This is a genomic window from Bacteroides sp. RTP21281st1_H5_RTP21281_210402, from assembly GCF_040918965.1.
Classification (GTDB): domain Bacteria; phylum Bacteroidota; class Bacteroidia; order Bacteroidales; family Bacteroidaceae; genus Bacteroides; species Bacteroides congonensis.
In genome coordinates this window covers 32943-48590 of record NZ_JBCOWR010000003.1, presented here as the reverse complement: position 1 = coordinate 48590, position 15648 = coordinate 32943, and the positions used below count along the sequence as shown (strand labels likewise).

The following is a 15648-nucleotide window of genomic DNA, read 5'->3' as shown; positions in this document are numbered from 1 at the left end:
CCCCTATTCGTTATGACAACAACATTTGTCAGGCAGCTATTTCTTCCGTTTGCGGTTCGGTCTGTGCTTCCGCTTCGGGTTGCGGTTCATCGGGTTGTTCCGCTTCCTGCGTGGCTTGTTCCTGCAAAGCGGCTTTTTTTTCCTTAATGCGTTGGTGCCGCTTTTCGTACACTTCATTATATCCGTCTTGGATATTGGCAAGTTCTTCGGGCATATGCTTTTGGGCGAAGCCAAGCAACAGGGAGGCTGTGGCGTTGTTACCGAATGCGTCCTTGAAATTGGCAATCAGATAATCCCTGCGGATAACGGCTTTCTGCTTGGCGGTAAGGTTCTCGATGATGCGCATTTTGTCCTCGCTCGTAAGGTAGTAATAAGAACCTTTATCTTCAATTCCCACCTCATTGAAATGCTCTTTGCGGAGTGAGGAGAGCAGGAAGAAATACACCATTTTCTCCTCGTCCTGTCCAAATTTGCGCTCTGACATATCGACCTCTAAAATCCGCTTTTTGGTGTCTTCAACGGTCTTTTCGAGGGCAATCTCCTTGTTGCGTTTGTCCTGCTTTTCCAACTTCTCGATAGGTGAAAGCGGCATTTCGGTTGCTGTACCGTTTACGGTGGTAGCGGTATTTGCAACATAGCACAGTGTAATGTCGTTGCTCTCAATACGGAGATAGAGGGAGATTTCTCCTGCTTCGCTTCGGGTGCGGATTGCTTCGCATTTTTCGGTGTAACCGTTCAATTCCTGCCCGTAATCCTTTTCTGCATCCTCGTATTCCTCGGTGGTATCATAATCCTCTTTTTGAGGTGCTTGGGGGCTTTCGGGGTATTTCGTTGCATAGGTTTTAAGGCTTTCCACTTCGTAGCCCATAGCGGTAAGTCGGTCGATGACAGCTTCATTGTAATTGTAGCTTTCGTGGCAGAGGGGAACGGCAGGGTGCTGTTCCATGAGCCGCATAGCCTTTTCGGTAAGGTGCGATGTGTTCATTTCCACCAAGCAAGCACGGTTGGCGCAATTTCCGCAACTACCCTCACAGAATAACATCATGTTATTGGTATTGTGGGGACATGAAAGACAAAGGGTTTTGTCAAATGAATAGCGATTGAGGTCTGCGGTATATTGCCGTTCGATGCTCTGTGCCACCTCGGAGGCTTTCATGCCTCGCCAACTATTGTACTGCACTCCCTCTTTCAGATGTTGGTCGTACACCTCACGCTGTATCTCTTCCCCATAACGGCAGATTTCACTTGCCACACTGATTGTGATTTCGTCCTGCTCCAACAGCAAGGCGATTTCGGGTATCAAGGAAACGAATTTAAGTCGTGTACGGATATACGCTTCCGTCTTGCCGAACTGCACGGTCAAGGATTGGACATCGTGGCGACCGCTGTCTATGAGTTTTTGGTAGGCGTTGGCTTCCTCAATCGGGGTAACATCCTTGCGATGCAGGTTCTCGGTGATTGCCATTTCCTCGGCTGTCTCGTCGGAAATTTCCATGACGGTAGCCGGAATTTCCGTCAATTCAGCCATGAGGGAAGCACGGTATCTGCGTTCTCCAAAGACAATCTCGAAACGGTTGTCCGCAATGGGGCGCACACCGATAGGCTGAAGCACTCCCTGCTGACGGATACTCTCGGCAAGTTCCGCAAGGCTTGTCTCGTCAAAGTTCTTGCGTGGGTTGTAGTTACTTGGCTGAATGTTTGCCAATGCTACCGATGTGATGTTCTTCTCTACTGCTTGGGCTGCTGCTGTTGTTGCCATAATCATAAAATTTAATTGTTATTGAATTGATTTTCTTTTTTATCCCTCTTTTCGGTTCTTTTTTCTGCCTGAACCGCTTGGGATTTACAGATGCTTCAAGGGACTGACGAACAAGCTATTTTCAACGCTTTTTCCGGAAAATTACTCTTTCAAGGAAAGGAAGAATTTTACGAGAAATGCACTTCAAAGCGGTGAAATCAAGCGCGGCAGTCCAAATTTGCGTCTGGAAAACCAACCGGCGATGGCAGGAACGAGACCGGACAAGCGGTAAGCGGAATGGATAGAAAGGGAAATGCAGCCTTGCAGCTATAAGAGGCGAATAGAACAGGTAAACTGTCAGGGGATATAAATGGGAAAACCGCTACCTTGTGGACGTGTGTCATAAGATAGCGGTATTTGGTATAAAAGTCGATTGGGCGGCAAGCCGCCCTGGTTATTTCTCGTGCTTCTCCAGATATTCCTTCATCGCCTCGTTCACAATATTTCGGAGCGACATATTCTTTTCGATAGCGAGGTATTTCATCCGGGTATGGATGCTTTTGTCGATAACAAAATTGCAATGCACAGCAGGCTCTTTTTCCGTTTTGACCGGTGCAGGTTCTTTCTTTTGCGTGGACTTCCCGGTGGATGACAGCAAGCCGTCCAGTCCGCTTCTCATGCCGTTTTTCAATGAATCACTTTTGCTCATATCGTTTTTACTTTAATTTCAACACTTCTTTTGCTAACTCCATGTAGTCCTTTGCCCCGTTGCTGTTCTTGTTGTATTCAAAGATGTTCAGACCCTTTATCGGAGCTTCGGCCAATGCCACATTGTCCCGGATGACGGTCTTGAACACTTTGTCGCAGAACGATTCGCTGATGAGTTCCGCTACACTCTTGTTGAGCGTCTTGCGCTTGTCAAACTGTGTGATGACAATTCCGCCGATGTTCAGATTCGGGTTCAAACGGGTTTTGACAATCTCGATCACATTTGTAATCTTCGCCATTCCGCGCATGGCGAGGAACTGTGCTTGTACCGGAATAATCAGAAAGTCCGCCGATGTGAGGGCGTTCAGCGTCAGCAAACCCAGCGAGGGCGGACAGTCAATCAGGATATAGTCGAATTTCCGGCTCTCAAGCAATTTTGCAATCAGGCCTTTCAGTATCAGTTCCCGTCCCGGCTCGTTGATAAGCTCGGATTCCGCCGCTGACAAATCAAGGCAGGACGGAACAACGGAAAGACCATTTCCCAGCTCGAATGCCGGTAAGGGATATTCGCCTTTCATCGCTCCGTACACCGTCTGTTCCTCTTCGATGGAGAGACCGCAGGATTCCGTGAGGTTCGCCTGACCGTCCATGTCGATGAGCAACACTCGCTTTTTTTTCTGCTGCAATGCGGCAGCAAGATTGATGGTAGTAGTCGTTTTTCCGACACCACCCTTGTGGTTCAAAACTGCGATTATTTTTGTCATAATTTCATATCTTTATATCTGATACAAAGATACTACTATTTTTAGTATTTACTACGATTAGTGCATACTATTTTACTACTTATTTATATTTTAGTATTGTAGTATCTACTACTATACTAAAATACTGATTGACTAAATGTAGTTGCATTCTATCATTTCCGATGTGATATTTCCTAATATCCTACTTTACTAACCTTAGTATATACTACATTTAGTATCGGTTGTATAACAGTAAAGTAGCCTCTTGGAGCATATAAACGGATATTGCCGCTGTCAGATCGGGGAACACAAGAAAAATCCCTCTGCCGGGTTCTCACAACCAAACAGAGGGAAAAGGCTAAGATATGAGTATGGTTTAAGCGGCTTTGGTTGTAGGTTCGTATTCGGTAGCCGGTGTTTCGGGTGGGGTTAGAGAGCGTTCCGCATCCTTGAGACTTTCGTCAATCTTCCGCTGCAGCTCCTTGCACTCCAGTTTGAGTTTTACCAATTCATCGGCTTTGCTCCACTGGCGGTCAACGATGTCCTGCAATATGGGGATTTCGCTTTCAATCCGCTCCACCGCCTTTTGTTGCTTCTCAATAAGTGAGGGCAATTTGTTTAGTGTAGCCTGCGGATATTGAGCAGATTCCACGAAGCCAAGCGGTAACGCACCTGTCAGTCCACAACGGTATTTAAGCCCGCTTGTCCCCTCGACAAAGAACGTGTTGCGGTCAAATACCCCTGTTATACTGTACTCGCTGCGTACCAACAGGTTCAGTCCTGCAAACGTACCAATCGTGCCATACGCTCCGCTACGGTAGGTTTTAGCGATGCGGTGTAATTCCCGGCCTGTTTCCTCGGTTGTGGCTTGTGGCAGGTTGAGAAGCTGCGTTACCTTTGTGCCCTCGTAAGAGTTGAAGTATTCCCAATCATTGATGAAACCGGCCTTTGTACGCCGTGCCTTTTCAACCTCTTCACGATTGGAAGCTATTTTGCGCTCGGCACGGACGCGTTCTTTCTTGAAAATGGCCTGTTCCTTTTCCAACTGCATAATCTTGTTGTCAAGTTTTGCCTTGTTCAGCAAATCTGTATTGCCGGAAAGGACAGCCACGAACTCGGCGAAGTTCATGCCGTTGTCCTCGTCCATGCCGCCCTCGTCGATACGGCGCACGGCTATTGTGCCGTTATTGATTTGGTTGATGAACATCTGCTTGTTTTTCAGCAAATTGAATTTGTAGGCGTCAAGTGTCTTTTCCGTGCCGTATATCACCACATCCACCACATTGCCGCCCCACAGCTTCACGGTGTTGCCCTTGCGTACCGCCCTGCCGTTGCGCTGCTCCATGTCGGCCGGTCGCCAGGGAATCTCCAAATGATGCACCGCTACCGCCCGCTGTTGGGCGTTTACCCCTGTGCCTAACATGGTGGTACTGCCGAAAAGCACACGCACCTTGCCGTTGTTCATGTCCTCGAACAGGCGTTTTCTTGCCCTTTCGGTGGTGGCGCACTGGATAAACTGCACTTCATCGGCCGGAATGCCGAGGTTCACCAACTTCTTTTTAATGTCAGTATATACGTTCCACTCATTCGGCTTGTATGTGCCGAGGTCGCTGAACACGAACTGCGTACCCCGGTTGGCGTTCGATTTCACATAATAGTCATAGATTGTTCTTGCGCAGATTGAAGCCTTGTTGTCGGCATCGTCGCTGAACTTGTCGCCCAACAAACGCATATCGAGAGCCATTTTCCGTGCCACGTTGGTAGCGACCAACATTTTAGCCTTATCGAGATTGTCGGGTTCGGGCGTATCAAGTCCCAAATCCTCCCACTGTCCGCTGTGTGCAAAGGAAACCAGACGGCCTATCATTTCCTCCTGCTGGATAGTGGGCGCATGAGAAAGAAAGCGCACGTTTTTATCCGGTACATCGAGGTTTATCATGTCGGCGGTGCGGTAGTCGGTAATCTCACGCAGGAACATTGCCAGTTCCGGCACTTTGATGTAGGTGCGGAAACGCTCTTTACGCTTGATTGCACCTGTCACGTTCAGTTCATAGTCGGCTGTCTTCTGCGTAAATATCGCCGCCCACGCATCGAAGCAAGAAATCTGTTGACGTTGCAATTCTCTTGGTCTAAGATACTTGAACATCACATATAGCTCGGTGAGTGCGTTAACTACTACCGTGCCCGAAAGGAATGTTGCGCCGAGGTCACGTCCTGTCCGGTGCTGAATGTCACGGATGGCAAACAGCAGGTTCATCGCCCTTTGCGAGCCTTTGGTATTGCCTATACCGGCAACCCTCGTGTGGCGTGTCTGAAACATTAAGTTCTTGAAAATGTGGCATTCATCGACAAATATGTGGTCTATGCCCATCGAGTGAAAATCGACTGTATCGTCTTTCCGGTCGTTGATTTTCATTCGCAACTCCTTAAGTTTGGCCGTGAGGTTCTGTTTGCGCTTCTCCAGACCGTCCTGCATCTTTCCGCTGCGGTAGCGCATGGTGGATTGTTCCAATACTTCCAAATTGCGCTCCACATCGGCCAGTTCTTCCGTGAATATATCTATCATGGTCTGTTCCGACTGCGGTATTTTGGCGAACTGGTCGTGCGTCAGAATGATACAGTCCCAGTTGTTGTTCTTGATTTTCGAGAATACCTCTTTGCGGTTGGCAGGGGTGAAATCCTCCTTGCCCGGATAAAGCACCTTTGCCGAGGGGTAAGCCTTGCGGAACGTGTCGGCAATCTCGTGAACATTGGCTTTCAAGCCGATAATGAGTGGTTTCTGCACTAATCCGAGGCGTTTCATTTCGTAAGCTGAAACGCACATTATCATCGTCTTGCCTGTGCCTACCTCGTGCCAACAGATACCGCCGCCGTTCTGCTTAATCATACAGATAGCGTCTTTCTGTGAGGGATAGAGGCTGTCGTATGGGAAATTCTCGAAAGAGAGCTGCGGAAAGGTCTGTGCCGAGCCGTCATAATGCGGACGGACATAGCAGTTAAACCGCTCGTTGTACACCCTTACCAATTCGTCCCTTACCTCTATCGGTTGACAGTCGAGCCACTGGTTGAAACGGTTTCTTATCTCCTGTATCTTGGTGGCCGCTTCCTGTATGGCTTCCTCGTCCGGCACTCGTACCGTTTCGCCGTTCCGCTCTATCTCTTTGGTTATTTCGGGAACGGTGTCCTGCAATGCGTGTACAAACAAGTCCTCTCCGTTGTAATTCTTTACGGAATAGGTGTTATAGACTATAGGGGAATATCCTTGCAGACGTACCAGATAGGTGTCGTTCACGTCAAAATACATCACATCGGTTTCCGTTCCGAAAAGCTCTGTGGCAAAATCGGCGTACAGCTTCGTGTCAATCCAACGCTCGCCCATGTTGATGTCGAGTTCCTCGTAAGGTATCGCTTCGGGCATGGCTTCCTCCAATGCCTTTACAGCGGTTTCCGCCCAGTCCTTTTCCTTGCCTGTGAGGTCGGGAAGATAAGAGCCTGTTTCCTTGCTTTTGGCAATGACGTTTCTGGCTATGAACTTGCCTTTGTGTTCCCATTCTCCGGTGGCTGGGTTGTAGAATATCTCGCCTTTGAGGTCGTCGATAACTTCGTCCTCGTCTTTGCCTGTGGTCTGTGTCAGATAGCCCATATCCACACAGCCGTAAAAGTTCAGACTGCTTGCCAACGCTTCGGCCGGTGTGAGTTGCACGGTCGTGTCTATCTTTTTGAACGCTACAGGCTCACGCATGATGTCGGCTTTGAATATGTTGCCCTTGACCTGCATTTCTATTGTAAAGACTTCCACGCCAAGGCTGTCAAGCATGATAAATTCCTTGTTGTCGTTCTCGTGGAAAAAGCCCCATTTGGCGACAAAAGCATCATAGCAAGCGTTCAGTCGTTCACGCAGTTGCGGCTGTTCCATCTGTTTCTCCTGCTCTTTGATTGCAAGTTCAAAGTATGCCTTGCGGATAGCGAAATAGTCGTTTGCCCTGTCGGTGTTCACCTTGCCCTCGTCCACCGGGACAAAATCGGTGGCCGTCTCTTGGTAGAGGTCGGATTTGCGGTATTGGATAACGCCCACCTGCCCCTCGAACAGTACCATTGCGCCCTCTTTCATCCACGCTTCCGGCTCGTCCGTATAGGCTCGTCTGCCTTTTGGTGGTTGCTTAACGGCCACACTACCGAAAAGGGACATTTGCGTGTGTATGCCGTCCTGTCCCTCACTTGTGAAAAGGCTTTTGCGGAAATAGCGGCCAAAGTCGAGTTTGAGCAATGCGGCGAGGTACTGCGACATGGCGTTTTCATCACCCTGCCACTGGTATTTGCGTACATACTTGCCGTACTGGTTCATCGCAATGCGGCTGCCTGTTGCAAGGGTGGTTTTCGACAATGTGAAAAGTTTGTTGGCGTATTCGGTCATTGTGCCTGTCGTATCTGCCTTTTCCCTGCCGACCTGCAAAAAGAGCTGTTCCCTTTGTGAAAGTGATGCCTTGTGTGTATGTTTTTGAAATACAAGTAAGTCACTGCCTACCTCGATACCGCTTGTTTGCATGAAAAGCATGTCGGGCAGACGAATGGCACTTATCAAATCAGCATGGCTCACAAGGTAATCACGCACGAATTTGTTGCTTGGTGTGTCGGCCACGCCCCTTGATGTGACGAAAGCCAACAGACCGCCCTCGTTCAAAAGTTCCATAGCCTTGACGAAAAAGTAATTGTGTATGGTCTTGGTAGCCTGCTCGTATATGCCGCCTTTCTTCCAGAGTTCCGCATCGAACACACGGAAGTTACCGAAAGGTATGTTGGAGGCTATGACATCGAATTTCGTATGTTTAAAACCCTGTTCGTCTATCGTTTCAAACCCGGCTGTCCGTGTAATCGTGTTGTCATTCAGCAGGGAGAGTATCAGACCCGAAACCGGGTCTTTTTCAATAGCATAGCCGCAGGTGTCGGACATGGCTACCGGGAGGAAACCGCCAATGCCTGCACTCGGTTCGAGGAATAAGCGCATTTGCAGTCCGTTATCCTTGAATGTAGTGTGTATTTGTTTTGTTACCGCTTGAACAAGGAATTTCGGGGTGTAGAACGCTGTCAGGACGGAGGCTTTGATACCCTCCATGACGTTGTGGCGCATGGGTTCTGTGAAATGTGGGTAGGTGTCGATAAGCTCCTGCAATCTTTGTATCGGTTCTACCATGTCGCCACTTACAGGCTTTTCCGTGCCGATGTTCAATACTTCTTTGATACCGCCAAACCCCGAATATAGGGATAAAATCTCTTTTTCCTCTGTTGTGGCTTGTCTGCCTTGAATGTGGATTTGTAACGCTGTCTTTATCGCTTCCACGTTTGCCACCAATGATTTCAATTTGTTGTAACTCATATTTAACCTTTCTTTTTATTTCCCTTTGTTCGGTCTGTTTGCGACCGCCGGGAAGATTTTTCTGCTTTCAGAAGGTGGTGAGGGACAATCGGACAAGGCTGATCCGAAAAAATACGCTCGACAGACGGAGAGGAAGATTTTTACGTGTCACTCGCAGCGGCACGCCGGCCTTGGCAAGATTGGAGCGGCCGGTTACCTTTGCGGAAAATTCTATCCCGTAGGTCGCACGGCAGCGGACTTGGGTTTAATGGGAATCCGTTAGAAAAAGGAAAGATTATGGGTAAAAGAATAAGGCGGCCAGCCGGGACGGACTTTTCGACGGACTGTCTTGGGACTACAGAGGGCAGGATTTATCCCGCCCCCTGTAATGCCAAGTCTGTCCGTGTCCGTCCTTTTGCAAAAAGGGGCTTCACGCACTTTATGTAAGGTGTTACACAAAATGCGTGAGGCTGCTTGAAGCAAACTGGCCGCAGGATGTAAGGCTATAAGAGGGAGAACAGGAGTTCTATAAAAGGTCGTTGGCGGACGGGAACATCAGACCGTACCGAGACTTTGCCCGATACGGTCTGTCCTTACCCTGCATATAACTCAGTCTATGTCATAGCCTATCATGTATTCATCGTTGATAAGCAGATAATAGTAGCCGTTACCGCAATTCCGGTATTCTTTGCTGAATCCAGCCGCCATATCGCCGTTTTCGCGCGGCTCACACCATAACGTACCGTCATAGCCACAAAAGTCGAAACGTCCGGTGGAAAACTTTTCGCCTTGCTTCAGTGCCGTTCTGAAACGAGCCATATCCCAACTGCCGCAATACTTCTCGATGGTGGCAAGTCCGATACACTTGCCGTCGATGCGTGTGCCGGTCGTGATGCGGTTCTCGTAAAGGGATTTATCCAAATCGGCATTAGCGATTTTGCGAAGCCAGTCGTTTGTATGCGTGGCAAGCCGGGCAAGTTTCTGGTATTTCAAGACCAGTTTCTTTTCTATGTCCGCTGCATCTTCGGGAGAGGATGACGGATAGTATATCTTCTCAATGCTTGCCCAATCTGTGAAGATGTACCCGCTTTTTCGTTTTTTGGGCGCAATAATGCCGATAACATTTTCATTGCGGTTGATGAATAATCGCCTGCGTTGGCCTGCAATCCTTACATATAAAGAGGCGGGATTCTGCTCGTTTCGGAGATAGGCTTCTGCCGGATGGATAGTTGTTGTTTCCATATCTATATGAATTTTGATTTTTGCTGTTCCTATTTGGGTTTACCTGTTCAAAGTTCCGGGATTGTGCCGTTCTTATATAGAACACCGTCCCGATAATGGGACACGATGCCCGGCTTAAGTCCCATTTCCTCAAAGGCTATATGCCTGATATAGTCCTTGTATTCTTTGCCAATGAAATTCTTTCCACAAAGGTTGTTGAAAATCATAGGGACGGAAAAAACGTCTTCGCTCGACAATATCACTTTGCCGTCTTGTCTAATTTCTTCTACCATACTTGTTTACTTTTAATTGGTTGAACTTTTCTGCTGATTTTTTCTTTTTCCCTGCTTTCGTTTGCCGTGCAGGTTTGTTTTCAGCTTTTTGAGGCAGCCAGAGGATGAAGCTGTGGCATCATAAGCCAAACCCGGATAGAAAACCGACCGTGCAACAGTCTGTTTTCGTCATCCGAATGCAATGCGGCTTGGCGATTATGCGCTTCGTCCTACATTCGCCGACGAAAAGAGTAAAGAATGACCTGCCGATAAACGAGATGTGACAACAATAAAACAGGAAAATACGATTTGGTAAATTGTCATTGTACAATATTGAACAACCACTAAATATCGGCACAATTTTAATTTAGTGCCGATATTTAGTAGATGATGACAAAAGGTTATTTACATATAGATTGTTTTAAATAAATACAAATTTTCGGCACTATTCAGAAATAGTGCCGAAAATTTGCTATATTTGCAGGCAAAAACAGGATATAATATGAGTAATAAAACAACGACATCCATACTTGAATACGCTGAAGTACACCGTGATTTCAGCATGGATGACTTGTTTGCCTATCTTCACGAAAAGGTTGGTATAAGCAAGTCTTCCTTGTCATGGTATCTGTTCAAGCTCGTGAATGAAAATGCACTGGTCAGAACCGGACGCGGAATGTATGCTAAAGTCATGAAACAGCCCTTTGTTCCTAAACTCATAGGTGAAGTAAGAGAAATTTACGATTCGTTGCTGGTCAATTTCCCATTTGCGAAGTTCTGCGTCTATCAGGGGGATATTATCGCACCCTTGCAGCATCACCTTTCTTCCAACCGTGTTGTCTATGTGGAAACAGACAGGGATTCGGCAGAAACGGTTTTCAACTTTTTGAAAGACGGGAACCGTGACGTCTATCTGCGACCGGACAAAGATATGATTTACCGATATGTAGATATGGACAGCCGTGTCTTTTTTGTGAAAAATTTGGTCTCGGAAGCTCCTTTGCAGAAAGTATCAGATGTACCGATGCCTACACTGGAAAAGCTGTTGGTGGATATATTGAGGGATGCGGATTTCTTCTACCTACAAGGTAGTGAAAGCGAGCATATCTTTGAAAATGCCTTTAACCTGTACGCTGTCAATCGAAATCGGCTATTCAGGTATGCCGGCAGACGTAAGGCAAAAGAAGAAATATTGTCCATATTAGAAAATCTGAACATAAAATGATAAAGAAGGAGTGTTTTACGGCAGAATGGATCGAACAGGTTTCATCCGAATTGCACTATAATGATAAAAATCTGATAGAGAAAGTAATCCGTGCCCTGTCCCTGCTTGAAATGCTGGTTAAAGCCGGGTGTCCACTGGTTTTTAAGGGAGGAACGGCACTTATGCTCATACTTGGGAAATCTGCTCATCGTCTGTCAATCGACATTGATGTTATCTGTCCCCCTGGAACCAACATTGAAGACTATCTGAAATCATTTGCCGATTTCGGCTTCATCAATCTGGAACTTGTGGAACGCAAGCAACGGGATGATGCGGATATTCCCAAGAGCCATTCCAAGTTTTTCTATCAGATTGCCTACCGAAATGACACCGATGCACAATCCTATATCCTGCTGGATGTACTCTACGAGGACATTCATTATTTCCGTACCCAACAAATAGCTATCGACTGCCCGTTCATACGGTTGGAAGGAAAACCATTGATGGTAACAGTCCCGTCCGCAGAAGATATTTTGGGCGATAAACTGACGGCTTTCGCTCCCAACACAACTGGAATACCTTATTACAAGAATGGAAGGTCCTGTTCGATGGAGATAGCCAAACAGCTTTATGATGTGGGGCGGCTGTTTGAAAATGTTTCAGACTTGCAGATTACCAAAGAAGCGTTCCGTAAGATTGCGGTGGTCGAACTTTCATACCGGTCTTTCGGAACGGACATAGGGCAAGTTTTCAATGACATCCGCCAAACGGCACTTTGTATCTCCACACGGGGAAAAGCCGGAGAAGGAGACTTCGACCTGATACAAGACGGAATCATCCGTGTCAAATCATTCATGTACAATCAGCGTTATCTGATAGACCATGCCATTATTGATGCAGCAAGGGCGGCTTATTTAGCCACGTTAATTGAAAAGGGAATCAATGAAATAGAATCTTATTCCAACAACCCTGCCGATATAAAGGATATGGTCATCCGACCTTCGCTGCCCAACAAACTGAATAAGCTGAGAAGCAACCTACCGGAAGCCTACTATTATTGGGCAAAAACGAGTGAGTTATTGGAAGCATGAAGTTTTACGAACATCGAATGGAAAAGATAAAAGCCGTATTCAACTGGAGCGGGGGAAAAGACTCCGCGCATGCCCTTTGGCGAGCTCGTCAATCGGAGCTATACGACATCGTTGCCCTGCTCACCACAATCAATCGTGACTCGCAACGCTCCACCATGCACGGTATCCCACTCCCCTTGCTTCAGGCACAAGCAGACAGTATCGGTATTCCCCTGCATATCGTGAATCTCACACCCCAGGGGAACCTTGAAAATTACGCAGAGGCCATGACTTGCGCAGCCCTACATTTCAAGGAGCAAGGAGTAACCCATTTTATTTTCGGGGATATTTACTTGCACGATGTCCGTGCCTACCGGGAGCGACAACTCGCTCCACTCGGAATAGAGGTTGTGGAGCCGTTATGGGGAGTAGTCTCCTCGGAAATCGTCATGCAGCAATACCTCGCTTCCGGACTGAAGACGGTCATCGTGACCACGCAAGCCGATGGCTTGGGAATGGATGCCATCGGTCGCGAGGTAGATGCCGACTTTATTGCCTCTCTCCCCAAGGAAATGGACCCCAACGGAGAAAACGGAGAATACCACACGTTCTGCTACGACGGACCGATATTCTCTTCACCCGTACTTTTCCGACTGGGAACTCCCTTTAGCCAAAGTTATGACATCCGGCTTGAGGATGGCACGATTCAAACCTATACTTATTGTTTTGCCCATCTTTCCGCCGAACCATAACACGGATTACATTTGCAATCATAAATCAACAATATGGAAAACAAAGGATATATACATGTCTATACTGGCAACGGGAAAGGAAAGACAACGGCCGCATTTGGGCTTGCCATTCGAGTTTTGTGTGCCGGAGGAAGCGTCTTCATCGGACAATTCGTAAAGAACATGAAATATAATGAAACCAAGATCGAACATCTGTTTAACAACGTCCGCATCCAGCAATTCGGTCGGGGGTGCTTTATTGAAAAGAAGCCGGCACAAGAAGATATTGACGCAGCTTATGCGGGATTGGAAAGCTGCAAACAAATTCTCGCTTCGGGAGAGTATAATCTGGTCGTGCTCGATGAACTAACCATTGCCCTGTATTACGAGTTGCTTTCTATTGAGGAGGTATTGACGGCGATTTCTCGACGACATTCCGGGACAGAGTTGGTAATCACGGGACGGTACGCTCCGGCAGAATTGATCGACATAGCCGACTTGGTCACGGAGATGCGAGAAGTCAAACATTATTACACGGAAGGCGTCCTCTCCCGCAACGGGATAGACCGTTAGAGTCCGATCTCCCTACTCGGTCTTGGTTTCACAATCATTCAAATAAAAAATTACGATAAGTTCCAAAATGAAAAGTCCCCTGTTTTAATCGAAAACCACATCACCTAATGACACTCTTTTCGATTAGCGTTTGGCGACATAAACACTCTTACAACAGTCTGCTCAAAGCTGAAATGCACTCCTGCTGTGTAGTCCTGATGTAATCGAAAACGACCGACGGATCGACACTCTTGCCATTTAGCTTGCAGGTTATGTGCAGGTGTTCGCCTGTACTTCGTCCAGTCGAGCCGGTTATACCGACGGCATCACGGGGACGGACTACCGTACCCTTGGCGGCCAGCACCCGTGAAAGGTGGCAATAGCTGACGGTGTAATTTCCGTGCCGCAGGGTCACATACTTGCCGGAAGTCTTGTCCTGTCCCACTTTGATGACCACCCCCTCCATCATGGCCAATACCTGCTCGCCCCGTGCGTGCAGGTCGATACCGCCGTGAAACTTCCTCTTCCCGGTAAACGGGTCTTTCCGGTAGCCGTATGGCGATGTAATTCTGATGCGCTGCAATGGATAAGACACGCTGAGATAACGGTCAATCCACAACTTCTTACTTTCATCGGCAGGTTTTGTCGAAGTCTCCTGTGCAGGAGCCATGCTTTCGGGTGTCGGCTCCGGCTTTTTCATACCCTCCTGCAAGGCTTCTACCTTGTATCTTTCTGGTGTCTTGGCAATCGTGTTGAACTGCGCCTGAACGGGCATCGTGCAGAATGAAATACCCGATATTGCTATCAGTAGAATTTTTCTCATTCGGCAAAGTTATAACGGGAATTTTCATGTCGGAAACAAACTACCGTCATTTCTTGTATTGGTTTGATATTTTGCGTCTATTAGTACGATTTTGATTAGATAATTGTACTAATGAAGATAAAAACAGCATATTACAACCGTTTATATAGCTGTATTTTTGTTCGTCACAATAAGATGTCTCTATCTTTGTATAGTACAATTTTATAATATAAATATAGTATGAAAAAAGTTCAGATTGAATTTGATGAATTACCCTTCCCGGCACTGGAACGATTCGGTCTCACACGGGAGATGATCGAGGATTTGCCGATGCGTGTGTTGGACGACATCTGCAATGGTCGGCATTCTCCCGTGCTTCCCGTGCGTGTTACGGACGAGCATGGCGGGCAAATAGAGAGCCGTAGCCGCTTTGCCTTTATCCGCATGGACAACGGTCAGGTGGATGTGGTCTTCTATCCGGCACTGAAATCCTCTCCGTTGGAACGGTATGACGAAGCGCAGCAGAAACAGTTGCTCGACGGCAAGGCGATTGTCGCCGACGTGGAAATGGCGGACGGCCGGAACAGCAAGGCTTTCGTGCAGATTGACACCGAGACGAAACAGGTGATGTATGTCCCCACGCCCATCATCGCACGCAACCTGAAAGTGCTGGCCGAGGTCATGCGCCTCGGTGCAGTGGAGGTAAACGGGATGCAGCACGGCGAGCCGCTGACGGTCGTCGTGGACGGCGAGCCTGCCACAGTGGGCATAGACCTTCATGCCAAGACCGGCATCCGCATCTGTTCGGGCGACGCGCAGCAATGGCGCAACCAACCCAAGCGAGAGTGGGACAAATACACCTTCGGGTGCTACGGTTGCTGGGTCATGGACGATGACGGCAACCTTGACTACGTTTCGGAAGAGGACTACACCGAGGAGTTGTGGAACGAACAGAAGAAGAGCGGCGAGCGCAACCGTGCGGCAGCCCTTCACAAGTAAAAACAATCAATCCGTAGATTATGGCACAAAACGAATATTATCCCGAAGAGGTGCTTGTCGGGAAGATGCAGAGCGGCGAATACGGCTGGCTCGATTACGTCAATCATTTCTCCGCCGACTGGCAGGAGGAATACGCCCGTTACTGCGAGGAAAAGGGGCTTGCTGTCGGCAACGAATCCGCTGCCGAGTTTGTCCGCTTCAAGGACGAACAGTTGGAGGCGGCAATGGAACGCGGCGACGCATAACGAAAACAAT

13 protein-coding genes are annotated in these 15648 nt (G+C 47.8%); 6 read left to right on the top strand and 7 right to left on the bottom strand.

The annotated features are described in order from the left end of the window. Window positions 1-28: 28 nt before the first annotated feature. From AB5443_RS05735 to AB5443_RS05710, 6 genes are all read right to left on the bottom strand, one after another. The gene (locus tag AB5443_RS05735; protein ID WP_008782488.1) at window positions 29-1765 is read right to left on the bottom strand and encodes a ParB/RepB/Spo0J family partition protein; all 1737 of its coding nucleotides are present in this window, start codon (window positions 1763-1765) and stop codon (window positions 29-31) included. A gap of 427 nt (window positions 1766-2192) precedes the next feature. Further along, window positions 2193-2447, bottom strand: a complete 255-nt coding sequence (locus tag AB5443_RS05730; RefSeq protein WP_008669718.1) for a hypothetical protein — start codon at window positions 2445-2447, stop codon at window positions 2193-2195. Window positions 2448-2454: 7 nt separating this feature from the next. Further along, window positions 2455-3210 carry a ParA family protein gene (locus AB5443_RS05725; protein ID WP_008669717.1) on the bottom strand — a complete coding sequence of 252 codons (756 nt, stop codon included), beginning with the start codon at window positions 3208-3210 and terminating at the stop codon, window positions 2455-2457. Between the two features lie 355 nt (window positions 3211-3565). Next, window positions 3566-8563, bottom strand: a complete 4998-nt coding sequence (locus AB5443_RS05720; protein WP_008782487.1) for a helicase-related protein — start codon at window positions 8561-8563, stop codon at window positions 3566-3568. Between the two features lie 588 nt (window positions 8564-9151). After that, entirely contained in the window at window positions 9152-9784 is a 633-nt protein-coding gene (locus AB5443_RS05715) for a hypothetical protein (RefSeq protein WP_008669713.1), read from the bottom strand. A gap of 47 nt (window positions 9785-9831) precedes the next feature. Beyond that, on the bottom strand, window positions 9832-10056 hold the full coding sequence (locus AB5443_RS05710; RefSeq protein ID WP_008782486.1) for a hypothetical protein: 225 nt from the start codon (window positions 10054-10056) through the stop codon (window positions 9832-9834). 481 nt (window positions 10057-10537) lie between these two features. Here AB5443_RS05710 and AB5443_RS05705 point away from each other — a divergent pair, with 481 nt between their 5' ends. The 4 genes from AB5443_RS05705 to cobO are packed head-to-tail and all read left to right on the top strand — an operon-like array spanning window position 10538 to window position 13613. Continuing rightward, window positions 10538-11260 (top strand): DUF6577 family protein, encoded by a 723-nt coding sequence (locus tag AB5443_RS05705; protein ID WP_008669710.1) that lies wholly within the window; start codon window positions 10538-10540, stop codon window positions 11258-11260. Continuing rightward, window positions 11257-12330, top strand: a complete 1074-nt coding sequence (locus AB5443_RS05700; RefSeq protein ID WP_008782484.1) for a nucleotidyl transferase AbiEii/AbiGii toxin family protein — start codon at window positions 11257-11259, stop codon at window positions 12328-12330. Before AB5443_RS05705 ends, AB5443_RS05700 begins: the two co-directional genes overlap by 4 nt. Next, window positions 12327-13061 carry an ATPase gene (locus AB5443_RS05695; RefSeq protein ID WP_008669706.1) on the top strand — a complete coding sequence of 245 codons (735 nt, stop codon included), beginning with the start codon at window positions 12327-12329 and terminating at the stop codon, window positions 13059-13061. The genes AB5443_RS05700 and AB5443_RS05695 overlap by 4 nt, the downstream gene beginning before the upstream one ends. A 33-nt stretch (window positions 13062-13094) precedes the next feature. Further along, window positions 13095-13613 carry a cob(I)yrinic acid a,c-diamide adenosyltransferase gene (gene cobO / locus AB5443_RS05690; protein WP_004301307.1) on the top strand — a complete coding sequence of 173 codons (519 nt, stop codon included), beginning with the start codon at window positions 13095-13097 and terminating at the stop codon, window positions 13611-13613. Window positions 13614-13761: 148 nt separating this feature from the next. Here the strand turns inward: cobO and AB5443_RS05685 are convergent, their stop codons facing one another. After that, on the bottom strand, window positions 13762-14415 hold the full coding sequence (locus tag AB5443_RS05685) for a M23 family metallopeptidase (RefSeq protein WP_008782482.1): 654 nt from the start codon (window positions 14413-14415) through the stop codon (window positions 13762-13764). Between the two features lie 219 nt (window positions 14416-14634). On the opposite strand from AB5443_RS05685, the gene AB5443_RS05680 reads away from it, so the two are divergent. Together AB5443_RS05680 and AB5443_RS05675 are read left to right on the top strand one after the other, a co-directional pair. Continuing rightward, window positions 14635-15393: a DUF4099 domain-containing protein gene (locus AB5443_RS05680; protein WP_008669702.1), complete on the top strand. Its 759-nt coding sequence runs from the start codon at window positions 14635-14637 to the stop codon at window positions 15391-15393. A gap of 20 nt (window positions 15394-15413) precedes the next feature. Further along, window positions 15414-15638, top strand: a complete 225-nt coding sequence (locus tag AB5443_RS05675) for a hypothetical protein (protein WP_004301303.1) — start codon at window positions 15414-15416, stop codon at window positions 15636-15638. The last annotated feature ends 10 nt before the right edge of the window (window positions 15639-15648 follow it).